Source organism: Sphingomonas sp. BL-S-28, from assembly GCF_055521515.1.
In genome coordinates this window covers 1,946,540-1,973,395 of the sequence record NZ_CM145483.1, presented here as the reverse complement: position 1 = coordinate 1,973,395, position 26,856 = coordinate 1,946,540, and the positions used below count along the sequence as shown (strand labels likewise).

The following is a 26,856-nucleotide window of genomic DNA, read 5'->3' as shown; positions in this document are numbered from 1 at the left end:
TTGCACTGCACCATATGGGGAAACGCGCTTGGGCTCAAGCGATTCCGTCACGCCTGTCGATCAATAGGACCAATCCAGTTGAATCCAGTACTTGGACGTGTCGGTCGCCATTTCGCGGGCATCGTAACGGGCGTAGCGGAGCGAAATCGCCGTCCTGCGCAGCTTCGCAGATGCGAGAAGATCAAGCTCGTTGCCGTAGTGCTGGCCAAGCCGGTCGCTGTCGAAGCGGTGCCAGGTACCTTGCAGGGCAATCGCTGAAAGCGGCCCCAACTGCTTCCAGCCATAACCGCCACCGAAATAGAGATCGCGCACGCCGTTCGCAGGTGTGGTCAGGAACTTGTCGGCCCAGCCCTGAAACTTGAAATTGGTGCCGAGCGGGGTCTGGAAGCTGGTGAGCGATTGTCCCCCGTCAGAGCCGCCACCGGCGCCGAGCACTTCGTATCCGGCATTCAGTTTCCAGCCCTTCGCATCGAGCGTGGCGTCCGCCAGCCAATAATCGGCATGATAGTCGTTCGGATTGCGACGCCAATCGAATTGGCGGGCGTAACTTGCCTGCCACGAGAGTTTCACCGCCGTGGAAAGGGCTCTGCTGCCCGCCAGTCGCGCGCCATAGGTCTGGCTGGAGAGTCGGTATCCCTGCACGGCCGCCTCGTCCTGATCGATAAGGTAGCCAAAGCCCGTCAGCGTACCGACAGGTGTCGCCAGGGACAGGTTGGCGAACAGATTGTCGCCACTCACCGCCTGCTGGCGCGCGCCGTGCCCGTCCACGCCCCAGATCGTGCGCACGCTCCACGCATAGGCCAGATCCAGCTTCACCCCCTTGAGCGGCGTGACTTCGGCCCGCACTGCATCGAAAGTCTGCGCATTGTCGCGAAAGCCGACATTGCCGACGAAGCGCTCATCATCCAGCGCCAGTTTCTGCCGCCCGGCGGTGAGGGCAATCACCCGGCTCCGGTACTGCAGCTGCGCAAGATAGAGCGCCACATTCTGCGGATCGGCCACCAGCGGCCGCGTTGCAGCGCCGTGCAAACCGTCATAGTAATCGTCGATGGCCGCCAATGTACCTTGCGCAACGATCGTGGCGCTCAAGGGGCCACTCGCTGCCGAAACCCCGCCGCGAACCCGCAGCGTCAAGGCATCGGCGGATTGGTCCAGTCCGTCCTGATCGACATGTTCATAGCGGGCCCGCGCCTCAACCACGGGTTTGAGCACCACGTCTTCGGCATGCGCGACCCCGGCGCATGGCATCGCAGCGGCCAGCCCGGCCGCCGTTCCAATCCTATACCGCATTTAAATTTCCCCCTGCGACCAGATTTGAGCGGCGGTCCGGATCTGTCTCGATCCGGCCGCCGCCTCCTCTCCAATCAGATCCGAGCAGCCGTCTTCCAGCTCGCGCGCCAGCGTGTCTTCACGCAGGCCACGGCGGTGAGCGCGGCCACGGCAAGCCCGGCGAAAATCAGGAAACCGGGGGCGAAGCTGCCGGTGATCTGCTTGGCTAGCCCAAGCGAGCTGGCGAGATAGAACCCGCCGATCCCGCCTGCCATGCCGACAAGCCCGGTCATCACGCCGATCTCCGCCTGAAAACGCTGCGGGACGAGCTGGAAGACTGCGCCATTGCCGGTGCCCAGCGCCAGCATCGCCAGAACGAACATGCTGAGCGCTCCGGGCAGCGAATGCGCCTGCGCCACGCCGACGAGCGCGAAGGCGGCAAACGCATAGACCATCATCAACGCCTTCACCCCGCCGATGCGGTCAGCCAGGGCCCCGCCCATCGGGCGCACCAGCGATCCGGCAAAGACGCAGCCCGCCGTGCAGTAGCCGGCCATGATCGTGGTCAGCCCGAACTGTTCGGTGAAATAGATCGGCAGCGAGGCGGCAAGGCCGACGAAACCACCGAAAGTCACCGCGTAAAACGCCATCAGCCACCAGGCATCGGCCTGCTTGAGCGGCTCGAAATAATCGACCAATCGGCGCGGCGCAGGCTGGTTCGGCGCATCCTTGGCCAGCACCAGGTAAACGACGAAGACAAGCGAAAGCGGGATGCAGGCAAGGCCCAGCACCGCATTCCAGCCGAACATCTTTGCCAGCATCGGCGCGAACAGCGATGCCAGCACCGTTCCCGAATTGCCCATGCCGGCCAAGCCCATGGCCTTGCCCTGATGCTCGGCCGGGTACCAGCGACTGGCGAGCGGCAAGGCGATGGCAAAGCTGGCGCCTGCGAAACCGAGGATGACGCCCAGTGCCAGCGTACCGCCGAAGCTGTTCACGCCCACCAGCCACGCAGTGAACAATCCCGCGATCACGATCAGCTGGCTGATCGCACCCGAACGCTTGGGCCCGATGCGGTCCACCAGCAGCCCGTTGACCACCCGCAGTACCGCACCGGCAAGCGTCGGCAGCGCAACCATCAGGCCCTTTTCGGCAGGCGTCAGGCCAAGCGTCTTGGAAATCTCCGGCGCCAATGGGCCCAGCAAGACCCAGACCATGAAGGCGAGGTCGAAATAGAGAAAGGCTGCGATCAGCGTCGGCACATGGCCGGCTTTCCAGAAGCTGGTCGCGGGCGCTGCCGCAGGTGCATTTTCGGCCGAAGCGGCCTCTCCGTCACGTTCCCAGTAAGCGGTTGCCATCGTAAGTCCCCCGTAAAACGGACACGAAAAAAGCCGCAGGCCGGACGTCACCCTTGGGTGAGACCGGTCAGCGGCTTTGCTGCGAATTTCGGTGAGGATGGCGCTCCACCGTTGAAGCAGCGCATCCGAATATGGTCACGCGCCTTCGCGTGAGATCTGCATCATCAGCCGATTCGGCTCATGTTGCAAGGCACAAAATTTCGGCCGCTTTCAGTGCGACTGCGAAAAGCCCTTCAGATATTCGTCAATCCGGTCGGGATCGAACACGCGCCCGTCGAAGAAGCGATCGGCGCCCAAGGTCAGGTCGCCCTTGCGGGAGCCGACGGCCAGCGGGCTGGCCACCGCGCCTTCCAGTTTCATGCTGGCCCCCGGCATCGGCACGTCGCTGCCGGCAAGCGCGCGGCGGAACACGTCAGGGCGGAACACCGCCCCGGCTCTCGCGGCGTTTTCGGCAGAATGCTCGACCATGCCCCAGCGAACCAGCTGGGAGTAGATCCATAGCGCCTGACTGCGCCAGGGGAAGGAGGTCGCCTCGCGCGAGAACAGCACGAAATCGCGGGCGTCGACCGCAGCATCCCCTGCACGCGGAATGATCCGGCCCGACAGAGCGCGCAGGATCAGGTCCGCAGGCTGGTTCACATAGCGCGCGTCGGCCAGCAGATCGGCGAGCGTCTCGTGATTGGCGGGCTCGTCGCACCAGGCGGCGGCGCGGGCCAGCGCGCGGAGCAGGCGATCGACCGTTTCGGGGTTTTCCTCCAGCCATGTCTCGCGGAAGGCCAGCACTTTCTCCACCCCGCGCTGCCAGATCCGTTCCCCGATGGCGACCGCCTCTGCCCGGCCGGAATCGATCGCCGCGCTGCCCCAGGGTTCGCCGGCGATGAACCCATCGATCTCTTCGGCATGGATCGCCTCGACGGTGAGCGAAGGCGGCAGCACCCGCAGCACCACATCGCGGTCCGGGTCGATGCCCGCGCTCGCCAACCAGTATCGCAGCATCAGGGCATGGCTGGAGAAGCGGTGCACCACGCCGATCACCGGCTTGCGCCGCCACAGCCCGATGGCGGAGGCGAAATCGTGGGCTGTCGCGACAGGATCGCCAAGCCGCTGGGCCGGATCGGGCTCCAGCGCGGCCGCAAAATCGCGTGCCATCACCAGCATATTGCCGTTGACGCCCAGCTTGTAGGGCGCCGCTATCGCGGCCGGCTGCTGGCTGAGCCCCAGCGTCACAGCCACTGCGAGCGGCGCCAGCATGTGCGCGGCCTGCACCTGCCCGTAGACCAGACGGTCGCGCAGCGTAGCCCAGCTCGTCGTGCGTACGAGGTCGAGCGCGATGCCTTCTTCTTCGGCAAAACCGCGCTCGCGCGCCGCCGCCAGCACGGCCACATCGTTCAGCGGCAGGAAGGCGATGCGAAGGTTGGTCGTCATAGTCCGCCTCCCAGAAGGTCGCTGGCGGTAATCAGCGCCTGCGCCACGTCCACGATCTTCTTGCCCTGATTCATCGCGCTGGTGCGCAGCAGGCCATAGGCGTCCTGCTCGGAAAGGCCGCGCTGGTTCATCAGGATCGATTTCGCGCGGTCGAGCACCTTGCGGTCGGCCAGCGCGGTGCGCGCTTCCTCCAGCTCGGTCTGCATTCTGGAGAATGCGTTGAAGCGCCGCACTGCCAGTTCCAGCACCGGCTTCACGCGCTCCTTGCGCAAACCGTCGACGACGTAAGCCGATACGCCGGCATCGATGGCGGCACCGATCATCGCCTCGTCCGACTGATCGACGAACATGGCGATGGGCCGCGCCAGCGCGCGGCTGACCGACAGCATTTCCTCCAGCGTGTCGCGGCTGGGGCTGCCTAGATCCATCAGCACGACATCGGGCGCCATGCGTTCCAACCGCGCGACGAAAGCGCCGCGCGGGGGGACGATGTGAATATCGTCGTAGCCGGCCTCGCGCAGCCCTTCCTCAAGGACGGTGGCGCGCAGGCCGCTGTCATCGATGATGACGATTCTCATTTCCCGCCCCCGGCATAGCGCCGTCGCTGATCGTTGAGTGCGCGCGCCATGTCAACGAGGACCGCGCGGATCAGTAGACATCCCGGACATAACGCTTTTCGCTCTGCATCTGCGCGACATAGTCGTTAGCGTCCTCGCCGCTCATTCCGCCATGCCGGGCAACGATCTGCTTCAACGTCCTGTCGACATCCTTGGCCATCCTGCCAGCCTCGCCGCAGACGTAGAAATGGGCGCCGTCGTCCAGCCACCGCCAGAGTTCCGCGCCTTCCTCCAGCATCCGGTGCTGGACATAGACTTTCTCTGCCTGATCGCGCGAGAACGCCAGGCTGAGCCGGTCGAGATGGCCGTTCCGGCGCCATTCGTCGATCTCGTCGCGATAATAGAAGTCGGTCGCCGCGTGCTGCTCGCCGAAGAACAACCAGTTGCGCCCCTTGGCGCCGCGGGCCTGCCGGTCATGCAGAAAACCGCGAAAAGGCGCGATGCCGGTGCCCGGTCCAACCATGATCGCGCCGCGCGCCGGATCGGCCGGCGGGTGGAAATGGGCCGCCGCCTGAAGAAAGATGCCAACGTCGGCATCCTGCGCCCGGTCGGCCATGAACGCCGAACACACGCCATGACGCCCGCGACCCTGGCAGGAATATCGCACGGTCGAGACGGTGAGTTGCACTTCGTCCCGCTGCGCGTGGGGGCTGGATGCGATCGAATAGAAGCGCGGTTGCAGCGGGCGCATGACCTGCCCCAGATCGCCGGGGCTCAGGCGTACGTCGGTCTCGTGCAGGACGTCGGCAATCTGGCGCCCCCACAGCCACTGGTCGAATTGCGCTTTGCGGTCCGGATCGAGCAGCGGCGCGAAGGCCGCGTCCGGACAGCGCTCCGCGATCAGTTCGAGAATATTGCGGTTGAGACGGGCTATGTCCCAATGGCGCATGAGCGCCTCTGCCAGCGTCATCTCGCCGACCTGCTTGACGGTGACCGGCGCATCGGCGGAGAGATCGAGAACGTCCAGTATCTCCGTGGCCAGCGCGGGGCAGTTTACCGGCCAGACGCCCAGCGAATCCCCGGCCTTGTAGGCGAAATCATGCCCGGCCAGATCGAAACCCAGCTGGCGCACCTCCTTTGTCGCACCAGCCCCGCTCAACAGCACATTTCGCGAAAGCGCCGTGCGAAGCGGCGCTTTTCGGGAATAGGCGGCGATCGGCGTCGTGGCTACCGCCGCGATCGGGGCATGATCGGCCGCCGCCACTTCCGGGGATTGTGCGACCGGGGATTGTCCGCCGCCGGGATCCGGTTGAAGCGCGGAAAGGGCGCTTGCCATCCAGGTCGCAGCGGTGTCCTCATAATCGGGTTCGCAATCGATGCGCGGGGCCAGCCTTGCCGCCCCCAGTTCCTCCAGCCGCGCATCCAGCTTGCGCCCGAAGCCGCAGAACTGATCGTAACTGGAATCTCCAAACGCCAGAACGGAATAGCGCAGGCCTTCAAGGCGCGGAGCCGCTGCATCGGTCAGGGCCGACCAGAACTGCCCGCCATTATCCGGCGCATCGCCGTCTCCAAATGTGCTGGCGATCAGCAGCACCGCATCGGCACTGGTCAGTTCGGCGGGCTTTACCGCATCCATGGCCAGCAGCCGAACATCGTGCCGCGCCTGTTTCAGCGCGTCAGCGCAAGCCTCCGCAAACGCTTCGGCATTGCCCGTTTGCGAGGCCCAGAGCAGCAGGATTTCGCGTGAGGGCGAATGCGCCGACGGTACGGCGACAGGCGCTTCGCCGCCATCGGGCAGCTGCGCCCGCGCGAAGAGGCCGGCCAGCAATCCGTTCACATAGTGCCGTCGCTCCGGATCGAACGGCGAACCTTGCGGAACCAGAGGCACTTCGCGCGCCGGCATCGTTTCCATTGAACGCAGGCCGGAGGTGAAGCCGGTAAGATAGGCCCTTTCCTCATCGGAAAGACGCGGCGGCTGTGCGACCGCCAGCCCCATCACGCGTTCGAACACATCGACGGCGGCCTGATGCATGGGTGAATACCCCGAAAGCGATGGCGCAGGCGCCAGATCGGCACTGTGCCCTTCGGATGTGTGTTGGGCAGTCGCGCTTTCGACGGGGCCGGAAACCCGCATCAGGGCCACGGCGGAAAACTTGAATTCCGGCTGCAGGGAAATCGCGTCCACCGCATCGCTAGTGACCGCATTGATGGCAAGATCGTCCCCGAAAACATCGTTCCAGTGAAACGGCGCAAAGCAATTGCCCGGACGAACCCTGTCCGTGACCACGGCCGGCAGCACGGCGCGGCCGCGGCGCGAGCGTACTTCCACCTGATCGCGCTCTGCAATTCCCAACGATCCCGCATCCTCGGGGTGGATTTCGACGAAAGGGCCGGGATTGAGCTTGCCCAGCGTGGGCACTTTCCCGGTCTTGGTCAGGGTATGCCACTGGTGCTGAAGGCGGCCGGTGTTGAGCACCAGCGGATAGTCATCGTCCGGCATCTCGGCGGGCGACATATGGGGCCGGGGCAGGAAATGCGCCTTCCCGCTTTCCGTCGGAAAGGCAATACGCGGCCGCGCGCCATCCGGCTCCACGCGCAGGGTTTGGGAGGCACCGTCGTTCAGGTATCGAATCGGATTGCGATCGCTTTCCGCCTCCGGCGAACAGGGCCATTGCATCGGGCCCTGCCGCAGACGTTCGTGGCTGGCGCCGCGAATGTCATAGCCCGTTCTCATGTTGCGGAACTGGCGGATTTCTTCGAAAACTTCCGCGGCAGAGGCGTACGTGAAGGCATCGGCGTAACCCATGGCGCAGGCCACGCGGGCAATGATCTGCCAATCCGCCATCGCCTCTCCCGGCGGATCGACAGCCTTTTGCATCAGGGTCAGATTGCGCTCGGAATTGATCATCACCCCCTCCGCCTCGGCCCAGAGCGCGCCGGGCAGGATGATGTCGGCGTAACGGTTCGTTTCGGTATCGATGTAGACGTCCTGGCTGATCACCAGTTCGGCAGCCTGCAAGCCCGCGATCACCGTCTGGCGATTGGAGACGCTGGCTACCGGGTTGGTACAGATGATCCAGCACGCCTTGATGCGTCCTGCGGCCATATCCTCGAACATCGCGACCGTGCCCGCGCCGGTTTCGGTGCGGAGCGTCCCTCTCGGCACGCCCCAGGCATCCTCCACGAAATGCCGGTCGGCTTCGCTGGTGGTCGCCCGCTGGCCGGGAAGGCCCGGTCCCATATAGCCCATTTCGCGCCCGCCCATCGCGTTAGGCTGCCCGGTCAGCGAGAACGGCCCGCTGCCCGGCCGGCAGATCGCGCCGGTGGCAAGATGCAGGTTGCAGATCGCATTGGTGTTCCAGGTGCCATGGGTGCTCTGGTTCAGGCCCATGGTCCAGCACGTCATCCACTCACCCGCAGCACCGATCCACTCGGCGGCCCGACGCAGATCCTCCTCGGCTATGCCGGTAATTTCGGAGACGCGCTCGGGCGGGTAGTCCGCCAGGAAATCGGGCATCGCCTCCCAGCCTTGCGTGAATTGCCCGATGAAGTCGGTATCGATCCGGCCGGAGACCGCCAGCAGGTGCAGCAGGCCGTTCAGCAGCGCAAGATCGGTGCCCGGCCGCACCTGCATGAACAGGTCCGCCTTGTCGGCCGTGGCATTTCGGCGCGGATCGACGACGATCAGCTTCGCGCCGGCTTTCACCCGGTCCATCATGCGCAGAAACAGGATCGGATGGCAGTCCGCCATGTTGGCGCCGATGACGAAGAACAGATCCGCCTTGTCGAAATCCTGATAGGATCCCGGCGGACCGTCGGCGCCGATCGACAGCTTGTAGCCGCTGGCGGCGCTTGCCATGCAGAGCCGCGAATTGCTCTCGATATTGTTGGTGCCGATGAAGCCTTTGCACAACTTGTTGGCCAAGTATTGCGCTTCCAGCGACATCTGCCCGGAAACGTAGAACGACACCGCATCGGGGCCATCCCTGTCGATGATCGCGCGCAGGCCGCTGGCCGTCCGGTCGATCGCTTCCGCCATGGGAATGACGCCCTGATCGGTGCTGCCGGCAATACGGATATAGGCCGCATCGGCCCGCCCGGGTGCCGTGACCGGGACGTTGCAACTGGCGCCCTTGGTGCAGAGCCGGCCGAAGTTGGTCGGGTGGCTCTTGTCACCCGTTACCTTGACGATCCGGCCATCGGCAACATCCATGACGATGCCGCAGCCGACGCCGCAATAGGGGCACACGCTTTTGACGGTCTTGCGGTTCACGCCTGCCTTCCGCACGAAAAAAGCGCCATCGATCACCACCCGCACGGATGGATCGATGGCGCCGTTGCCACTTTGAAATGATGATAATCCGGGAAACCGATCCCCGCGTCGTTGCGGGCCGGCCCTCAGTCAGGCGTACATTACTCAGATGAGGCCGGGACTCGCAAGAGGCTTTTTGCGCTGCACAATCGCGCCCGCCACAGCGGCCGGGAGCGGCTGGGCCGCTGCGGTTTCACGGCGCTAAAGCAATTTATCCAGCGTGATCGGCAAGTCGCGCACACGCGTGCCGATGGCGTTGTAGATCGCATTGGCAACCGCCGCGCCCGTGCCGGTAATCCCGATCTCGCCGATCCCCCTTGCCCCCATCGCGGCGTGCGGGTCCGGTACGTCCGTCCAGATCACGTCGATCTCCGGCACGTCCATGTGCACGGGCACGTGGTACTCCGAAAGACTCGGGTTCATCACCCGGCCCGTGCGCTCATCGAACTGCGTTTCTTCCATCAGCGCCAGGCCCAGCCCCATGATGATGCCGCCGCGAAACTGACTGGTCGCCGTCTTGGGATTGAGAATCCGGCCGCAATCGAACGAACCGAGGAAGCGGCTGACCCTTGGTTCGCCGGTCACGGCGTTTACCCGCACTTCGCAGAACATCGCGGCATGGCTGTGCATCGACCAGTGCATCGTCTCCAGCGGCGGAGGGCCCTCGGCCACGACGCTGACCGCGTCCTGCCGCGTGCGGGACAGGATGGACGCATAGCTTTCGTGGCGGGCAGGATCGCCGGCTTTGCACAGGCCCATGTCGCGGCTGATAACCTCATCCGGCTTGAGCCCCGCCAGAGGGGAGTCATTGCCGGCCAGCTTGAGCAGCGCCTTCACCAATTCGCGGTGCGCCGCGCCCACTGCCGCACCGATCGACGCCGTCTGTTGCGATCCCCCCGCCAGAACGACGCCGGGAAGCGTGGAATCGCCATAATTGAACGCGACGGCCTCGATCGGCAGGCCCAGCCGTTCGGCCGCCACTTGGGTCTGGGCGGTAGCGGTGCCCATGCCCATTTCGTGCGCGGCGATATCGACCACGGCCCGTCCTTCCGCGGTCAGTGTGATCCGCGCGGCGCCGCCGGGCATACGGTAATAGGGATAAGTCCCCGTGGCGCAGCCCATGCCCACCCACCATTCCCCCTCACGCCGCATTCGCGGCCGTGGATCGCGCCGGTCCCAGCCGAAGCGCGCCGCACCGGCGCGCCATGCCGCAACGATCTGGCGGGAGGAGAACGGCAGGCCGGAAAGCGGATCCTTCTCCGGCTCGTTGCGGATACGCAGTTCGATCGGATCGATGCCCAGCGCCGCGGCCAGTTCGTCCATCGCGCTTTCCAGCGCGAAAGTGCCCACGGATTCCCCCGGCGCGCGCATGAAGGTGTTCGCCAGCATGTCCAGTTCCACCGTCTGCACATCGAGCTTCATCGTGTCCGACGCATAAGCACTGCGCGTCGGGAGAATGAACGGTTCCGGCATCGCATTGGTGGCAGTCTTTACGGTGAGACCCGTGTGGATCAGGGCCTTCAGGTGCCCCTCCCGATCCGCGCCGAGGGCGACGCGCTGTTCCGTGAGCGACCGCCCGCCGACCAGGCGATAGACCCCCTCTCGCGAGAGGACGAGGCGCACCGGCCGATCGCACAGCTTGGCGGCCTGCGCCGCCAGCACCTGATGCTGCCACAAGCACTTGCCGCCGAATCCGCCGCCCACGAAGGGGGACGTGACGACAACCTTGTCTTCCGGCATGTCGAACATCTTGCCGATAGACCAGGCCGTATGCGCGACCAGTTGCGACGCATCGTGGATGCGCAGGACATCGCCCTGCCATGCGACGGTGACGGCGTGCAATTCGATGGCGTTGTGATTGTGTCGCGGCGTCCGATAGGTGGCGTCTACCGCCACGTCCGCCTGGGACAGCGCCGCTTCGGCATCGCCGCGCTCGTCATGGAGCGGCTGCCCCATGAACATGGCCGGGCGCGTGCCCCCTGCACGCGCCTCTTCCACGGATGTGAGCGCGGGTACCTCTTCATACTCCACCCGGACGAGCGAGACCGCATGATTGGCCTGCTCCTGCGTTTCGGCAAGAACCACCGCCACCGGCTGGCCGTTCCAGTGGATCTCGGCGTCTTGCAGGATCGGCAGGCTATCGCCGTTCGCGGCCTTGGGCGCCGACATGAAGACCGGCGGCGGGGCAAGACGGGGTGCGTTGCGATGATCCATCACGGCAACGACGCCGGGCGCGTTCTGCGCTTGCGCAGTGTCGATCGCGGCGATGCGGCCCCTGGCAACCGTGCTGAACACCAGCGCCGCGTAAACCATCCCGTCCATCGGGAATTCCGCCGCAAATCGTGCCTGCCCGGCCACCTTGAGCGGACCGTCGATACGCGAAAGCGGCTTGCCGACGTGGCCGTAACGCTCCCGGATCAAGGGATCGGGTTCGCCGCCGGGAATCCAGCTATCCGGAGCGAGGGCAACGGCCTTGGCCATCACCCCCTGAAGGGCGCCCTGCACCGCATTCTTGGCATCGTTCACGATGCTCATGCGCGCTCTCCTGCCAGTTGCGCAAGCACCGCAACAAGCGTGCGGCGCGCAAGCTCGATCTTGAACGCATTGCCGGACAGTGGCCGGGCATCGGCCAGTTCGGCGTCGGCCGCCGCCGCAAATGCCTCCGCGTCCGCCGGCGCGCCGCGCAGCACCGCCTCGGCCCGCACGGCGCGCCACGGCTTGTGCGCCACACCGCCCAGAGCGATGCGCGCATCGCGCACTTGACCGCCCTCGACATCCAGCGCCGCGGCGACCGAAACCAGCGCGAAGGCATAGCTCGAACGGTCGCGCACTTTGCGATATGCGGACCGGGCGCCGAACGAAAGCGGGGGGAGATCGACCGCCGTGATCAGTTCGCCGGGTTCGAGCATGGTCTCGATATCCGGCCGATCGCCGGGCAGACGATGAAGATCATTGAACGCCATGCGGCGCGCGCCGTCGGCACTCTGAATATGGACGACGGCATCCAGCGCGGCGAGAGCGACGCACATGTCGGAGGGGTGCACCGCAACGCAGGCGGGCGATGCGCCCAGAATGGCATGGTTGCGATTGAAACCCGCAACCGCGTCGCACCCCGCGCCCGGCTTGCGCTTGTTGCAGCGCGATCCCTGATCGTCGTAGAAATAGGCGCAGCGCGTGCGTTGGAGAAGATTGCCGCCCACGGTCGCCATGTTGCGGATCTGCGCGCTGGCCCCTGCCACGATGGCCCGGGCAAGCAGCGGATAGCGCCGGCGCACCTGCCGGTTTTCGGCCACCGCCGTGTTGCGCGCCGCGGCCCCGATCCGCAGCCCTCCATCCGGCAATTCCTCAATCGTGTTCGACAGCCCTGTCACATCGACGAGACTGTCCGCCCTTTCGATCGTCTCGCGCATGAGGTCGACCAGATTCGTGCCACCGCCAAGATATCTTGCGCCCCCGGCGGCGCCCCGGCGAACCGCATCCGATACATCGGCAGCGCGGGCGTAGTCGAACGGGTTCATTCCGCAGCCTCCTGCAGATTTTCGTCGGCATAGGTCTCGGTCACAGCGGCGACGATGCCGTTGTAGGCGCCGCAGCGGCACAAGTTGCCGCTCATGCGTTCGCGCACCTCATCGTGCGTGAATGCCAGGGTCTCTGCATTCAGATCGGCCGTCACATGGCTGGGCACGCCGCGCGCGATTTCCGCCGCCATGCCCACCGCAGAGCAAATCTGGCCCGGCGTGCAGTAGCCGCATTGGAAACCGTCATGATCCACGAAAGCCTGCTGCAAAGGATGCAGGCGGCCCGGCTGGCCCAACCCCTCTATCGTGGTGACCGATCGCCCGCCGAACTGCACCGCCAGCGCCAGGCAGGAGAGAATCCGCTCTCCATCCACCAGCACGGTACAGGCGCCGCACGCGCCCTGATCGCACCCCTTCTTGGTGCCGGTCAGATGGAGATATTCGCGGAGATAATCGAGAAGCGAAACACGCGCATCCTGCGGCATGTCTACAAGGGTGCCGTTTACGGTCAGGCTCATGGCTATCGACCTTTCAGGCGCAAGGTCAGATCGGGCCAATCGGACCGGCGCACTTACAGGTCAACTCGGTCACCGCCACATAGTGCCCGATGACCGCCGCCGGTCATCGGGCACAGGGATCGTTTCGTCGAAGGCCGCGAGATGCAGCCTCCGGTTTCCGGATCAGGTTCGGGATCTACCCGCCGGCGAGCGTCGTCCATTTGCGGTCCGATGCGGCGTTAGTGACGACGCTCTCGACGAAGGCCATCGTCCGCAACCCGGCTGCGACGGACGGATATGTGCCATATTCACTCTCACCATCCGCGATCCGGCTGGCGAAGGCGCGATAGAGGTTGGCGAAGGCTTCGATATAGCCTTCCGGGTGCCCGGAAGGGGTCCGCAGGCGGCGAAGAGTGGACTCAGCCAGCCCAGGGCCACCCGCGCGGATGATCTCGGCCGGGCGATCCAGCCAGCGCAAGGTAAGCGTATTGGGCTCCATCTGGGCCCATTCCAGCCCGCCATGTTCGCCGTGGATGCGCAGCTTCAGCCCATTCTCGTCACCCGCCGCCACTTGCGTCGCCTTGAGCGTCCCGCGCGCGCCGTCGTTCAGGCGAAGCAGGACGCTGACATCATCGTCCAGCCGGCGGCCGGGAACATGGGTCGCAAGATCCGCGCAGAGTTCCTGCACCTGCAATCCCGAGACATGCTCCGCCAGATGAAAGGCGTGCGTGCCGATGTCGCCAAGGCACCCGCCCAAACCGGCGCGCGCCGGATCGGTGCGCCATTCCGCCTGCTTGTTGCCATCCCGGTCGATCGCCTGGCTGAGCCAGCCTTGCGAATATTCGACCTGCACCAGACGAATCTTGCCGAAATCGCCGCGCGCCACGCGAACGCGGGCCTCTTCCACCAGCGGATAGCCGCTGTAGGTGAAGGCAAGCCCGAACTGGCATCCCGACCGCGCCGCTGCCTGCGCGATCAGGCGCGATTCTTCCATGTCTAGCGCCATGGGCTTTTCGCAAAACACGTGAAAGCCCGCGTCCAATGCCGCAATCGCCATGGGCGCGTGCAGATGGTTGGGCGTCACGATCGACACCGCATCGATTCGCTGGTCGGCCGGCAAGGCCGCTTCCGCCGCCAGCAACGCGCCCAGCGAGGCATATGTGCGCTCGGGCGCGATCCCCAGCATCTCGCCGGAGCGCCGGTTGCGTTCCGGATCGCTGCTGAACGCACCGGCCACAAGCTGCCAATCGCCGTCAAGGGCGGCTGCCGCCCGGTGGATGGCGCCTATGAAGGCGCCTTCGCCGCCTCCGACCATGGCGAGGCGCAGGGTCCGTTTCATCACCGCTCTCCTTGTTTTTTCTGCTGGCGATAAAGCCATAAATTCAGGTCTTGATCCGATATGATTTACCGGTAAACGTAAGGCAATAAGAAATAAGACGGAGAGTCGAGGATGCGCATGACAGCAAGCCTCAGCCTGACACCTATCGCTGCCGCGGCGGCGGTGATTTTTGCCGTTTCCCTTACTGCCCAGTCGGCCATGGCGCAGACGGCGCCCGCGCCGTTCAACGCCTGCCGCGCCTGCCACAGCGTGGACAAGGGCGGGAAGAACGGCATCGGCCCCAATCTGAATGGCGTTGCCGGCCGGCAGGCGGCATCGGCCCCCGGATTCAATTATTCCCCGGCGCTCAAGGGCTCCAAGCTGAGCTGGGACGACCAGACGCTCGACGCCTTTCTGGCGGCCCCGGCGAAAAAGGTGCCCGGCACCCGCATGCCGATCGCCACGCCCGATCCGGCCAAGCGCGCCGCGATCATCGCCTATCTCAAAAGCCTGAAGTGACGGGACAATCGGCTATGCGCGGTCCGGCAATCTTTCTGGCGCAGTTCATGGGCGACGCGGCCCCGTTCGACACTTTGGACAATGCCGCGCGGTGGATGGCGCAGGCGGGGTACAAGGGCATTCAGGTGCCCAGCAACGATCCCCGCTGCATGGACCTTTCGCTCGCGGCGGAAAGCCAGGACTATTGCGACGAGCTGGCCGGACGCTGCCGCGAGGCGGGCGTGGAGATCACCGAACTCTCCACCCATCTGCAGGGGCAGCTGGTTGCCGTTCACCCCGCCTATGACGCCGCGTTCGATAATTTCGCACCGGCCGAACTGCGCGGTAAACCGGCAGAGCGGCAAGTCTGGGCGGTCGATCAGCTGAAACTTGCAGCCAAGGCGAGCCGGCGACTGGGTTTGACGGCCTGCGCAACCTTTTCGGGAGCATTCGCATGGCCGTTCTTCTACCCGTGGCCCCAGCGTCCGGCAGGGCTGGTGGAAGAGGCATTCGCGGAACTGGGACGCCGCTGGCAGCCGATCCTCGATGCCTACGACGAAGAGGGTATCGATCTCTGCTATGAACTGCATCCGGGTGAAGACCTGCACGACGGCTTGACGTTCGAGCGGTTTCTGGACGCCGTCGGCGGCCATGCGCGGGCCAATATTCTCTACGATCCCAGCCACTTCGTGCTGCAGGCGATGGACTACCTCCAGTTCATCGACATCTATCACGACCGCATCAAGATGTTCCATGTGAAGGATGCGGAACTCAATCCCACCGGGCGCGCGGGCGTCTACGGCGGCTATGCCGACTGGGTCGATCGCCCCGGCCGGTTCCGTTCGCTGGGTGACGGTCAGGTCGATTTCACCGGCATATTCTCGCGCCTGACGCAGTACGGTTACGACGGTTGGGCGGTGCTGGAGTGGGAATGCTGCCTGAAGCATCCGGAGGACGGCGCGCGTGAAGGGGCTCCTTTCATCGAAGCGCACATGATCCGCCGGCCGGAACGGGCATTCGACGATTTCGCAGGGGGCGGCGATCCCGCCAACAACCGGCGCTGGCTGGGTCTGACCTGACAGCAGCGGCACAACGAACCCGATAACGAACGACCCCGATAACAAACATCGCACGGGGCAAAGGGGTAGAGGAGCGGGCATGACGGGCATTAACCGGAAAAGGCTATTCTGGCTGAGCGTTCTGGCGCTCTTCACAGCGTCCATGAGCGCGTCCTTGCGCGCGGCAATTGCGAGCAGCCTGAAGGCGCAGTGGATCGATCCCATCGCGCCGATTTCGGCGGGTGAAATGATCGGGGCCGCGCTCGGCTCTGCGTTCCTTGGCTTTTCGATCACGGTATTCGTCGTCAGCGCCGTGCTGGACCGGGTGGGTATCCGCCGCGTCCTGATCGGCTGCGGCGTCGCCTTTCTGATCGGAACCACGCTGATCGTGGGCGCCGGCGTTTTCGCCACCGGCATGGCCGTCTACCATCTGGTGTGGCTGGGCATGTTGCTGAGCGGCCTTGGCTGGGGCTTTGCCGAAGCCTCGATCAATCCGCTGACGGCGCGGCTCTATCCCGAAGACACGACGCATCGCCTGAACGTGCTCCACGCCTGGTATCCGGGCGGGCTGATCGTCGGCGGGCTCGCCGGCGTGTTCCTTGCTCCGCTGCTGCCCTGGCAAGCGATCATGGCGCTGGTGTTCCTGCCCGCCATCGGCGTGATCGTGATCGCCGCGACGACCCGTTTCCCCGAACCGCCCGCCACGGCCGGTGGCCGCGCGATGAAGGAGATGATGCTGGAAGTCGTTCGCCGCCCCAGCTTCTTCGTGTGGTTCGGCGCCATGTTCCTTACCGCCTCCTCCGAACTGGCCCCCGGCCAGTGGATCGACGTCGCCCTCACCAACCGCGTGGGAATGCGCGGTATCCTGCTGCTGGTCTACGTCAGCGCGCTGATGTTCGTGTTCCGCCACTTCGCCGGGCGGATCGCCGGACGCCTGTCCAATCCGGGGCTGCTCTGGGTATCGAGCCTGCTTGCCGCCATCGGCCTGTTCCTGCTGTCTCAGGCCCAGTCGCCGATGTCCGCGATCCTTGCATCGACCGTCTGGGGTCTGGGCGTCTGCGCCATGTGGCCGACGATGCTGGCCTCCGTTGCCGAACGCTATCCGCGCGGCGACTCCTGGGCGCTGGGGCTGGTGGGATCGGCCGGCGCCTTGGCCAGCTTCTTCGTCCTGCCGCGCCTGGGTGAGATGTTCGATCAGGCGAAAGTGGAGATTGCCGGCGGACCGGAAGCCTTCACGCAGCTGAGCGGCGCCGCGCTGCGCGCGGTGGAAGATGCCGCCGCCTCGCAGTCCTTCGCGCGGCTGACTTTCGTGCCGCTGACGCTGCTGATCGTGTTCGGGCTGATCTGGCTGGCCGAACGCCGCGCCGGCCGCAAGGCGACCCGCGTTGCGGAGGGCGTCGCATGAGCATGTCGCGACGCTCGGTGATCGCCACCGGGCTGGCAGTCGCGGCAGCGCCGGCGCTCTCGGCGGCCACGGGCACAGGCAAGGGTGGCTCGAACGCCGCGCACTTCTCGCTTGGCTATGCGCCGCACGAAGGCAGCTTCGCCAGTCGCGGGGATCTGCTGGAACAGATCGCCTTCGCCGCCGATCAGGGCTTTCGCGCCTGGGAAGACAATGAGGCGCGCAAGCGGCCGGTCGAACAGCAGGAGGCCATGGCCCGCGCGCTGGCGCAGCGCGGCATGACTATGGGCGTCTTCGTTGCCAGCATGCCCAAGTGGTCGGATTTCCGTCCCGTGCTGGGCAGCAACGACGATGCCGATCGCGATGCCTTTCTGGCGGATATCCGCACTTCGATCGAAGTCGCGAAACGGCTGGGTGCCAGGCACATGACGGTCGTCACCGGTTTCATGGACCGCAAGGTGCCCGTCGCGATCCAGACGGGGCGGATCATCGACTGCATGCGCCGCGCCGGCGACATCGTCGCGCCGCACGGGCTGACGCTGGTGATGGAGCCGCTCAATACGCGCACCAACCATCCCGGCGTGTTCATGCAGTCCATTGCCGAGGGCTATGCCGTGGCGCGCGGGGCCAACAGCCCGGGCGTCAAGATTCTGGCGGACCTCTATCACGAGCAGATCCAGTCCGGGAACCTGATCCCGACGCTCGACGCCTGCTGGGCGGAGATCGGCTACATCCAGTTCGGCGACAATCCCGGCCGCAAGGAGCCGGGAACCGGCGAAATCAACTTCGCCAATATCGTCAGCTGGCTGCGCACCCGAAACTACGGCGGTGTGATCGGCATGGAACATGGCAACTCGATAGACGGGCGAGAGGGTGAGGAGCGGCTGATCGCCGCTTATCGGACCATCGACAGAACATAAGAAGGGGAGCGAGAGGATGAAGTACATCCCGATCGGCGTGCTTATGGCGGGTGCTATCCTGACCGGCACGCTCGTCCAAGCGGAAGACAAGCCGGGTTTCAAGGACACGCCCATCCTGCCGGGAGGCAAGTGGCACGTTCATGATCCCGACCGCCCGGCACCGACCGTGGTCACGCCCGCATCCGCTCCGGGCGGGGCACCGTCCGATGCGATAGTGCTGTTCTCCGGCACCTCGCTCGATGCCTGGCATGGCGAGCGCGCGCCGTGGACGGTCGCGAACGGGGTGATGACCATTCCCTCGCGCGAACAGAGCGGCGGCGAGAACAATCTGATCTCAAAGCAGGAATTCGGCGATGTGCAGCTGCACCTCGAATTCCGCTCCCCCAACCCGCCCGAAAAGACGTCGCAGGATCGCGGCAACAGCGGCATCTGGTTCATGCAGCGCTACGAAGTCCAGATCCTCGACGGCTATCAGAACCCGACTTATGCGGACGGCACCGTAGGCGCGGTCTATGCGTGGAAGCCGCCGCTGGTAAATCCGTCGCGCCCGCCCGGCGAATGGCAGAGCTACGACATCGTCTTCGAACGCCCGCGCTTCGATGCGAAAGGCACGCTGGTCCGCCCGGCCTATGTCACCGTATTGCTGAACGGCGTGCTGGTGCAGAACCATCAGGCCATGCTGGGCACCACGGTCTGGCGCAAGGTCGCGCAGTATCAGGCGCACGGCGACAAGGCGCCGATCCAGTTGCAGGATCACAATTCCCCGGTTTCCTTCCGTAACATCTGGGTTCGCCCGCTTCCGGAAGAGGCCATCGCGCAGGATCTGAAAGGGGGCGCACGATAATGGATCGCAGAAACGCACTTGCCGGCATGGTCGCCCTGTTCGGCGCCCAGGTGTTCGCCCCGCTCGCCCGTGCCGCCGGGCTCGCCCCCGCCCCCATTCCGGTGATCGACCAGGGCGCGCCCAGCGTCCGTGTCTTCACGCCGGAGCAGCGCGCGCTGATGACCGCGCTGTGCGAACGGGTCATCCCGACGACCGACACCCCCGGCGCCATCGCCGCCGGCGTGCCGGACTATGTCGAAAAGCTGCTGGCCGACTGGGCGGTTGCGGAGGATCGCTTGCCGATCCTGTCGGGCCTTGCCGAAATCGATGCCCGCAGCCGGCAGGATTACAAGGTGCCCGCCGTGCAGGCCAAGCCCGAACAGCAGGACGCGCTGCTGACGCTGGCGATGCATGATGAACTGCCGGACGGAGAAGAGTTCTTCGAGGCGTTCCGGCAGATGGTCATCGTCGGCTACTACACGTCCGAAATCGGCATGACGCAGGAACGCGAATACTTGCCCGTTCCCGGCGAATACAACGGCGCCTTCCCCTATTCTCAGGTCAACAAGGTCTATTCAGCATGAACATGAATCGTCGTTCCATGATGCTGGCCGGCGGCGTTGCCGCGCTGGCGTCGCAGCCCTTCCTTGCCGGGCTCGCCCGCGCCGCACAGATCCGCAACATCGGACTGCAGCTCTACACCGTGCGCGAACTCTTCGCCGCCAACCCGGTTTCCACGCTCGAAGCGGTGGCCAAGATCGGCTATCGCGAAGTGGAATTTGGCGGTGGCGGCTATGACACCATGGACCATGCGCTGCTGCGCAAGACCATGGACCGCCTCGGCCTGAAAAGCCCTTCCATCCACGTCGGCTACGACGCCCTGCTGGACAATTTCGACGCCAGCCTGACCATGGCGAGGACGCTGGGCGCCGAAACGGTGATCCTGCCCTATATGGTCGACAAGCATCGCAACGGCCCGGCCTGGGATGCCGCGATAACCAATATCAACCGCATCGGCGAAAAGCTGAAGGCGGCCGGCATGGGCTTCGCCTACCACAATCACGATTTCGAATTCACCGTGAAGCCGGATGGCGTCAGCCTTTACGAACGGCTGGTGAAGGGCACCGATCCCGCCCTGCTGAAGCTGGAACTGGACCTCTACTGGGCCATCTATGCCGGACAGGATCCACAGGCGCTGATCCGCAGCCTGCCGGGCCGCATCTATGCCTATCACGTGAAGGACATGCGCCCCGATCGCAGCATGACCTCGGTAGGATCCGGCAAAATCGACTTCGCCAGCATCTTCAAGCTGAACGGCATTTCCGGCGCGCGGCACTTCTACGTCGAAAACGACCAGGCCCCCGCCCCCTTCCTGCCGGACATCACCAAGAGCTTCCAGACGCTCAGCGCCCTGCGCTTTTGATCATCGACCGGGAGAGGATTACCATGGCTTCTACGGACAGGTTCGATGCAATCGTTATCGGCTCGGGCATCAGCGGAGGCTGGGCCGCGAAGGAATTGACCGAAAAGGGTATGCGCGTGCTGATGCTCGACCGTGGCCACATGGTCGAGCATGGCGAGGACTACACCTACGACGGCAAGGCCGCCTATGAGGTGCCCGCGCGCAACATCATGCCGGATGGACTGCGTGAGAGCGACTACTTCATCGCGCAACACGGCTATGTCACCCCCAGCAACCAGTCGTTCTACAACAACGACCGGTTGAACCCCTACGACTTCGGAGAAGGCAGCAAGTTCTACTGGATCCGCCCCGGTGCGTTCGGCGGCAAGTCGCTGATCTGGGGCCGCTGGTGCTTCCGCTGGAGCGCCGCCGATTTCGAGGCGAACAAGCGCGACGGCATCGGCGGCGAATGGCCGATCGGCTATGACGACGTGGCGCCGTGGTACAGCTATGTCGAAAAGTATATCGGCGTATCAGGATCGCGCGAAAACCTCGATTACTTGCCGGACAGCGAATTCCAGCCGCCGATGCCGATGAACGTCGCGGAAAAATGGATGAAGCCGCGGCTGGAATCGGCGTTTCCCGGACGCAAGCTGATCAATGCTCGCCTCTCCAACATGACCGAGGACAAGCCTGAGCAGAACCGGACCAAGTGCCAGTTCCGCAACCAGTGCAGCAACGGCTGTTCGTTCGGCGCCTATTTCTCCACGCAGGCGGTCACCCTGCCTGCCGCCCGTGCGACCGGGCGTTTGACGGTTCGCTCCGACGCGGTCGTCACCAATCTGGAATACGATCCTGCCACCAAGAAGGTCACCGGCGTGCGCTTCATCGATGCCAAGACCGGGCAGGCGGAAGTCGTCAGCGCCAGGGCGGTGTTCCTGAACGCTTCGACGATGGGCTCACTGCAGATCCTCATGAACTCGCGCCCGCAGGGCAGCGATCGCAGCCATTTCGACAGCAGCGGCACGCTGGGCCGCTATGTCATGGACCATATCTTCCGCGTCGGCGTGAAGGGCGACATTCCCGGCATGGAGGAGTTCGTCGAGTACGGCCGCCGCCCCGGCGCCACGTATGTTCCGCGCTTCCGCAATATCGGCAAGGACGAAGGTCTCGGCTTCCGGCGCGGCTATGGCTATCAGGGCGGTGCCTATCGCGAACCGTCCAAGCCGGTCGGCTTCGGCGCGTCGATGAAGGAAGGGATGCGCCGGTACAGCGGCTGGAAATTCCAGATGGGCGCTTTCGGCGAATGTCTGCCTTACGAAGACAACCATGTCGCCCTCAACGCGAACAAGTCGGACCGTTTCGGCGTGCCGCTGATGCAGTTCAACGTCACCTTCCGCGACAATGAAATGCGCATGATGGCGGACGCGCGCGAGCAGGGCGAAAAGATGCTGCGCGCGGCCGGGCTGACCAATATCGAAAGCAAGGTGAAGGAGCACGTGCCGGGCGATGCCATCCACGAAATGGGCGGCGCGCGCATGGGCAACGATCCGCGCGCATCGGTGCTCAACAAATGGAACCAGGCGCACGATGCCACCAACCTGTTCGTCACGGACGGGGCGCAGATGGCCTCCATCTCCTGCGTCAATCCGTCGCTGACCTTCATGGCCCTCACCGCGCGCGCGGTGGATCACGCCGTCCAAGCGATGAAGTCGGGCGCGATCTGACGCAGGCGCAAAACCGCCGTTTCCAGCGCTATCATGGCGCTGGAAACGCGCTATCAGGAGATATGGGGACCACAACCTGATGGCGAGACGAAACGAAAACGGCGTAACGATCCGCGCGGTGGCGCAGCGTGCCGGGGTATCGGCGATGACCGTATCGAATGTCCTCAACGGTGCCGGGCGGGCCAGCGCGGCCACGGTGGCGACGGTGCAGGCGGCGATCGCGGAACTGGGATATGTGCCCAATCTGGCCGCGCGGCGGCTGGCGAAGTCTCGGGCGACGACGGTGGGCCTGCTCTACAGCGACCGGCGCACGCCGTTTCTCGACGCCGTGCTGGTGGGCGCCTTGCGGGCGACCAATGCGCACGGCCTGCAACTGATCCTGCGCGACGGAGACGGCGCCAGCCGGGACGAGGCGGAGCGCATGGCACAGGAAATCGTTCGGTCCGGCGCCGACGCCCTGCTGCTGATCCCCCCCTTTGCCGAACAGCTCAGTGGATCGGGCGTGCTGTCCACGCTGGGCGTGCCTCTGGCGGCGATCGCCACCGGAACCGCGATGGCTGACGTCACGACCGTCCGGATCGACAATCGCGCCGCGATGCTGTCCATCACCCGGCAGGTCATCGCCAGTGGCCACAGACGCATTGCCTATGTCGCCGGGCCCGACCACTACAGCGTGGTGGCGGCCCGCCTCGAAGGATTCCGGGCGGCCTTGCAAGAAGCCGGGCTGGCCGAGGAGGCAGACCTGATCGTCCGGCACGGAGAGTTCGACTATGAATCGGGCCAGGCGGCGGCCCGGACGCTATTGTCCCGTCGGCACCGACCCACCGCGATCATCTGCAGCAGCGACGATCTGGCCGCCGGGGTGGTTGCGCAGGCCAACCGCCTTGGCCTGCAACTGCCCGGAGAACTGACGGTAACGGGCTTCGACGACACCATTCTGGCCTCGCGCATCTGGCCGCCGCTGACCGTGGTCCGGCAACCCGTCGAGGATATGGCCTTTCGTGCCGCACAATGCCTGATCGCCGCCCTAGGCAAGGAAGAGCCCGGCGTCAGCGACGAAATTTTCGATCACGCGATCATAGAGCGCGAATCCGTCGCGCAATTCGGCGGGCTTTGACAATCTACCCATCAAACGGAGTTGCACCATGGAAGCAAGCAGACGCGAATTGGCCGCCATGATTGCGCTGGGAAGCGCCGGCATTGCCGTTTCCTCGGCAAAGGCCGGCACCCCACCTGCGCCGGAGCAACCCCGGTTGGTCCATCACGTCTTTTTCTGGCTGAAACAGCCCGGATCGCAGGCCGACCGTGAAAAACTGATCGCCGGGCTGCGCACTCTGCGGGAGGTTCCGGTCATCCGCCGGCTGGAAATCGGGATACCCGCCGGCACCGAGAACCGTGACGTTGTCGATGCAAGCTACGACGTTTCGGAACTGATGTTCTTCGACAGCGTGGAGGATCAAAAAGCCTATCAGGATCACCCGATCCACAAGGCCTTCGTCAAGTCGTGTGAGCCCCTTTGGGCGAAGGTCGTGGTATACGACATGGCCGTCGTTCCCGAATAGCGGGCGTCCTTCAAAAGACTTGCGATCAAAACCATAGTACCCTGCGCATGGAGAATATCTCTCCATGCGTCGAAGAAGGGGGAACAGATGGCCGCCAATCAGGACATGCCCGCAACGCGGCCGCTGAAGATCTTTGCGCTCGATCCGCAATTCACGAGCTTTCCCGGCAACAAGACCTCGATCGACGTCGATTTCGAACCGCTGGGGCCCGGTCCGGAGGGGGACCGGGTGGTCGTGGTCGATTACGATGGTGGGAACGACTGCACTTACCAGCCCTGCAATCTGGACGATTCCTCGGTGCTGATGCAGGGCGGGCTGGCCCATTCGGAAGCCAATCCGCAGTTCCACCAGCAGATGGTCTATGCCGTGGCGATGCGCACGGTGCGTGCTTTCGACAAGGCGCTGGGCCGCCGGCTGAAACTCTATCGGGACCGGACGAAGCCCAAGCTGAAGCTGATCCCCCATGCCTTCGTCGGCGCCAATGCCTTCTACGATCCCGCGCTGCACGCGGTGCTCTTCGGCTATTTCCGCGCCGATCCGCAGGATCCCGGCGCCAATCTGCCCAATCAGGTGATTTTCACCTGCCTGTCGCACGACATCATCGTCCATGAAGTGACCCACGCGCTGATCCACCGCCTGCGCCCGCATTTCCTGGAGCCGACCAATGCCGATATCCTGGCGTTCCACGAAGGCTTCGCCGATCTGGTCGCGCTGTTCCAGCACTTCACTTATCCGGTCACGCTGCGCGCGCTGGTGCGGCAGGCCCGCGGCGATGTCGGCGCGGATTCGATCCTGAACCAGATCGCGGTGCAGTTCGGGCAGGCGACGCGCACCGGCAACGCCCTGCGTTCCGCGATGCGTGCGCCGGATATCAAGCTTTCGCCCGCCATTGCCGAGCCTCATGCCCGCGGCGGCGTCTTGCTGGCGGCCGTGTTCGATGCTTTCAAGGCGGCCTATGTGGAGGCGACCGGGCCGCTCGTTCGTCTCGCCACCGGGGGCACCGGCATCCTGCCGGCGGGCGAGCTTCATCCCGAACTGGTGGACGAACTGGCCAAAGCCGCCGCGCGCATCGCGGACGAGACGCTGACGATGATCGTGCGTGCGTTCGACTACATGCCGCCGATGGACATGACCTTCGGCGATTTCCTGCGCGCCACCGTCACCTCGCACGCGGCCGTCGCGCCCGACGACCGGCTTGGCCTGCGCGCCGCGCTGATCGAGGCGTTCCGTGCCCGCGCGATCTATCCCGAAGGCGTGCTCTCGCTGTCCGAAGGTTCCGTCACCTGGCCGCTGGCCGATCCGGCGCTGACGCCGATCGACCTGACCGATGCGCTGGACTGGTTCCATTACGACGCGGTCTATTCCAGTCTCGACCCGCTGCGCCGCAAGCGTTCGCGCGATCAGGCGGACACCACGGAGCACGTGCGCGACACCCGCTATGAGGATTTGCAGACCAAGGCCGCCAAGGCGATCCACGCCTATGCCGATACCGCCCGGGTCCGCGCCGAACTGGGCCTGCATCCCACTCTGCCGGTGGCGGTGCGCAGCTTCCACCGCGTTGCCCGCGTCAGCCAGGACGGGCGCATCCTGAACGAGATCGTCTTCCGCCTCGAACAGCAGGACGCCGATGCCGCCGCCGATCCACGCTTCGGCGGGCTGCCTGTGCGCGGCGGCTGCACGGTGATCGCCAGTGCGGACGGGCGGATCCGTTACGTGATCGGCAAACGCCTGCCGGAACCCGATGCGAAGGGGCCCGACGATCCCGGTGCGCGGCGAGTAGCAGCCATCGCCGGTTTCGTGGAGCAGTGCGATCTGGCCGATCCGATGAGCACTTATCGCGATCCGCTAAAAGTACCGGGCCGCATGATGGCCCGCGCCAGCCTGCGCGCGCTGCACGCGGGAGAAAGCTGATGGACCGGATCGCAATCTCGATGTTCAACGTCGGCTTTGGCGATTGCTTCCTTGTTGCCATCCCCACGGGGGACAAGGTCTGCCGCGTGCTGTTCGATTGCGGACGGCACAAGGGCGGCAAAGTGGAGAACCAGAAACTGGCGGACCGCGTGATCGCCGCCGCCACCGATGGAGACGGCGTCGCGCGGATCGATCTGGTGGTCGGCACGCATCGTCACAAGGATCATGTCAGCGGTTTTGCCTCTGCCGGCTGGGAAAAGGTGCAGGTCGGCGAAGTGTGGATGCCATGGACGGAAAACCCGCGCGATCCCGCCGCGCGCGGCATTGCGGAGCGGCAAGTGCGTAGCGCCGCGCTGGCCAGTCTGGCCCTCTCCCCCGCTCTGGCCGCCGCGCCGGCCCGTGATCGCGGGGCTTTGGCGGCGGCCAATGCCATGCTCTCATTGGCGCTCAGCAACGAGGCGGCGATGGACACGCTCTATTCGGGGTTTGCCGGCAATCCGGTGCGCCGCTACCTGCCCGATCCCGCCGCCCCGGCCGAGCCTTTGGGACTGGCGGGCTGCCCCGGACTGCGGCTGCACGTGATGGGCCCATCCCGCGATGCCGCTGCGCTGGCGGTGATGGATCCGCCCCGCGCCGAAACCTTCCGCCGCCTTGCCATGGCGCAGGACAGCGCGGACACCGACACGCTTACGCCGTTCCCACCCCAATTGCGGCTGGACCCCGCCGCCCTTCCCTTGGCGCAGCGCAAGGCGCTGGCCGCGCGCCTGTCGGACAAGGACAAGGCGACGATCAAGGGCTTTTCAGAACAGGTGGACCTCGTCGGGCTGGCTGCCGAGATCGACGCGGCGATCAACAACACCAGCCTTGTCATCATGATCGAGATCGGCAGCGCGCGGCTGCTGTTCTGCGCCGATGCGCAGTGGGGCAACTGGAAGTCGATCCTGGCCGATGCGCACTGGTGCGACCTGCTCCGCCAGACCACGTTCCTGAAAGTGGGCCACCACGCTAGCCACAACGCATCCCCCGTTACCCTGATCGACACGCTGCTGCCCAAGGACATACCGGCGATGATCTCTGTCGATCCCGCCGCCTACTCCAATGTGCCTTACAAGAGTCTGGTCGACGAAATGGAAGGCCCGCGGGCCATGAACGTGATCCGCAGCGACCAACCGGCGGCGGCACAGGGCGTCGACAGCGCCGATACCGATGTGATCGTGATGGAAGTGCCGTTCTGACGCATTGAAACGGAAAAGGCCGGCGCACCGAAGTGCACCGGCCCCATCCTGTTGCGATTCCGCG

The 26,856-nt window shown here is 65.0% G+C and carries 21 protein-coding genes; 12 read left to right on the top strand and 9 right to left on the bottom strand.

Going from position 1 to position 26,856, the window contains the following annotated elements:
- Window positions 1–60: 60 nt before the first annotated feature.
- The 9 genes from ACZ1JC_RS08275 to ACZ1JC_RS08235 all read right to left on the bottom strand — a co-directional run bounded on the left by ACZ1JC_RS08275 (window position 61) and on the right by ACZ1JC_RS08235 (window position 14,275).
- Window positions 61–1,290: a hypothetical protein gene (locus tag ACZ1JC_RS08275; RefSeq protein WP_465140021.1), complete on the bottom strand. Its 1,230-nt coding sequence runs from the start codon at window positions 1,288–1,290 to the stop codon at window positions 61–63.
- Window positions 1,291–1,364: 74 nt separating this feature from the next.
- A complete protein-coding gene (locus ACZ1JC_RS08270; RefSeq protein ID WP_465140022.1) occupies window positions 1,365–2,627 on the bottom strand; it encodes a nitrate/nitrite transporter in 1,263 nt (420 codons plus the stop codon).
- Between the two features lie 210 nt (window positions 2,628–2,837).
- Window positions 2,838–4,052: a CmpA/NrtA family ABC transporter substrate-binding protein gene (locus tag ACZ1JC_RS08265; protein ID WP_465140023.1), complete on the bottom strand. Its 1,215-nt coding sequence runs from the start codon at window positions 4,050–4,052 to the stop codon at window positions 2,838–2,840.
- A complete protein-coding gene (locus ACZ1JC_RS08260) occupies window positions 4,049–4,630 on the bottom strand; it encodes an ANTAR domain-containing response regulator (RefSeq protein ID WP_465140024.1) in 582 nt (193 codons plus the stop codon). The genes ACZ1JC_RS08265 and ACZ1JC_RS08260 overlap by 4 nt, the downstream gene beginning before the upstream one ends.
- A 70-nt stretch (window positions 4,631–4,700) precedes the next feature.
- Complete coding sequence (locus ACZ1JC_RS08255) at window positions 4,701–8,882, bottom strand: molybdopterin-dependent oxidoreductase (RefSeq protein WP_465140025.1); 4,182 nt, start codon at window positions 8,880–8,882, stop codon at window positions 4,701–4,703.
- Between the two features lie 240 nt (window positions 8,883–9,122).
- Complete coding sequence (locus ACZ1JC_RS08250; protein ID WP_465140026.1) at window positions 9,123–11,456, bottom strand: xanthine dehydrogenase family protein molybdopterin-binding subunit; 2,334 nt, start codon at window positions 11,454–11,456, stop codon at window positions 9,123–9,125.
- Window positions 11,453–12,439 carry an FAD binding domain-containing protein gene (locus ACZ1JC_RS08245; RefSeq protein ID WP_465140027.1) on the bottom strand — a complete coding sequence of 329 codons (987 nt, stop codon included), beginning with the start codon at window positions 12,437–12,439 and terminating at the stop codon, window positions 11,453–11,455. Before ACZ1JC_RS08245 ends, ACZ1JC_RS08250 begins: the two co-directional genes overlap by 4 nt.
- The gene (locus ACZ1JC_RS08240) at window positions 12,436–12,957 is read right to left on the bottom strand and encodes a 2Fe-2S iron-sulfur cluster-binding protein (protein WP_465140028.1); all 522 of its coding nucleotides are present in this window, start codon (window positions 12,955–12,957) and stop codon (window positions 12,436–12,438) included. Before ACZ1JC_RS08240 ends, ACZ1JC_RS08245 begins: the two co-directional genes overlap by 4 nt.
- Window positions 12,958–13,132: 175 nt before the next feature.
- Window positions 13,133–14,275: a Gfo/Idh/MocA family protein gene (locus ACZ1JC_RS08235; RefSeq protein WP_465140029.1), complete on the bottom strand. Its 1,143-nt coding sequence runs from the start codon at window positions 14,273–14,275 to the stop codon at window positions 13,133–13,135.
- A gap of 111 nt (window positions 14,276–14,386) precedes the next feature.
- On the opposite strand from ACZ1JC_RS08235, the gene ACZ1JC_RS08230 reads away from it, so the two are divergent.
- The 12 genes from ACZ1JC_RS08230 to ACZ1JC_RS08175 all read left to right on the top strand — a co-directional run bounded on the left by ACZ1JC_RS08230 (window position 14,387) and on the right by ACZ1JC_RS08175 (window position 26,792).
- Window positions 14,387–14,773, top strand: coding sequence for a c-type cytochrome (locus ACZ1JC_RS08230; protein WP_465140030.1), 387 nt, complete (start codon window positions 14,387–14,389; stop codon window positions 14,771–14,773).
- A gap of 14 nt (window positions 14,774–14,787) precedes the next feature.
- Entirely contained in the window at window positions 14,788–15,831 is a 1,044-nt protein-coding gene (locus ACZ1JC_RS08225; protein WP_465140031.1) for a sugar phosphate isomerase/epimerase family protein, read from the top strand.
- Window positions 15,832–15,910: 79 nt separating this feature from the next.
- Window positions 15,911–17,215, top strand: coding sequence for an MFS transporter (locus ACZ1JC_RS08220; RefSeq protein WP_465140032.1), 1,305 nt, complete (start codon window positions 15,911–15,913; stop codon window positions 17,213–17,215).
- Window positions 17,212–18,132 (top strand): hydroxypyruvate isomerase family protein, encoded by a 921-nt coding sequence (locus tag ACZ1JC_RS08215; protein ID WP_465140033.1) that lies wholly within the window; start codon window positions 17,212–17,214, stop codon window positions 18,130–18,132. Before ACZ1JC_RS08220 ends, ACZ1JC_RS08215 begins: the two co-directional genes overlap by 4 nt.
- A 16-nt stretch (window positions 18,133–18,148) precedes the next feature.
- Entirely contained in the window at window positions 18,149–18,976 is an 828-nt protein-coding gene (locus ACZ1JC_RS08210; protein WP_465140034.1) for a 3-keto-disaccharide hydrolase, read from the top strand.
- Window positions 18,973–19,539, top strand: a complete 567-nt coding sequence (locus ACZ1JC_RS08205; RefSeq protein ID WP_465140268.1) for a gluconate 2-dehydrogenase subunit 3 family protein — start codon at window positions 18,973–18,975, stop codon at window positions 19,537–19,539. Before ACZ1JC_RS08210 ends, ACZ1JC_RS08205 begins: the two co-directional genes overlap by 4 nt.
- 2 nt (window positions 19,540–19,541) lie before the next feature.
- Complete coding sequence (locus ACZ1JC_RS08200) at window positions 19,542–20,378, top strand: sugar phosphate isomerase/epimerase family protein (protein WP_465148490.1); 837 nt, start codon at window positions 19,542–19,544, stop codon at window positions 20,376–20,378.
- Window positions 20,379–20,401: 23 nt separating this feature from the next.
- Complete coding sequence (locus ACZ1JC_RS08195; protein WP_465140036.1) at window positions 20,402–22,084, top strand: GMC oxidoreductase; 1,683 nt, start codon at window positions 20,402–20,404, stop codon at window positions 22,082–22,084.
- Window positions 22,085–22,163: 79 nt separating this feature from the next.
- A complete protein-coding gene (locus tag ACZ1JC_RS08190; protein WP_465140037.1) occupies window positions 22,164–23,201 on the top strand; it encodes a LacI family DNA-binding transcriptional regulator in 1,038 nt (345 codons plus the stop codon).
- Window positions 23,202–23,229: 28 nt separating this feature from the next.
- Window positions 23,230–23,646 (top strand): Dabb family protein, encoded by a 417-nt coding sequence (locus ACZ1JC_RS08185; protein ID WP_465140038.1) that lies wholly within the window; start codon window positions 23,230–23,232, stop codon window positions 23,644–23,646.
- Window positions 23,647–23,733: 87 nt separating this feature from the next.
- The gene (locus ACZ1JC_RS08180; RefSeq protein WP_465140039.1) at window positions 23,734–25,557 is read left to right on the top strand and encodes a hypothetical protein; all 1,824 of its coding nucleotides are present in this window, start codon (window positions 23,734–23,736) and stop codon (window positions 25,555–25,557) included.
- Window positions 25,557–26,792 (top strand): ComEC/Rec2 family competence protein, encoded by a 1,236-nt coding sequence (locus ACZ1JC_RS08175; RefSeq protein ID WP_465140040.1) that lies wholly within the window; start codon window positions 25,557–25,559, stop codon window positions 26,790–26,792. The genes ACZ1JC_RS08180 and ACZ1JC_RS08175 overlap by 1 nt, the downstream gene beginning before the upstream one ends.
- The last annotated feature ends 64 nt before the right edge of the window (window positions 26,793–26,856 follow it).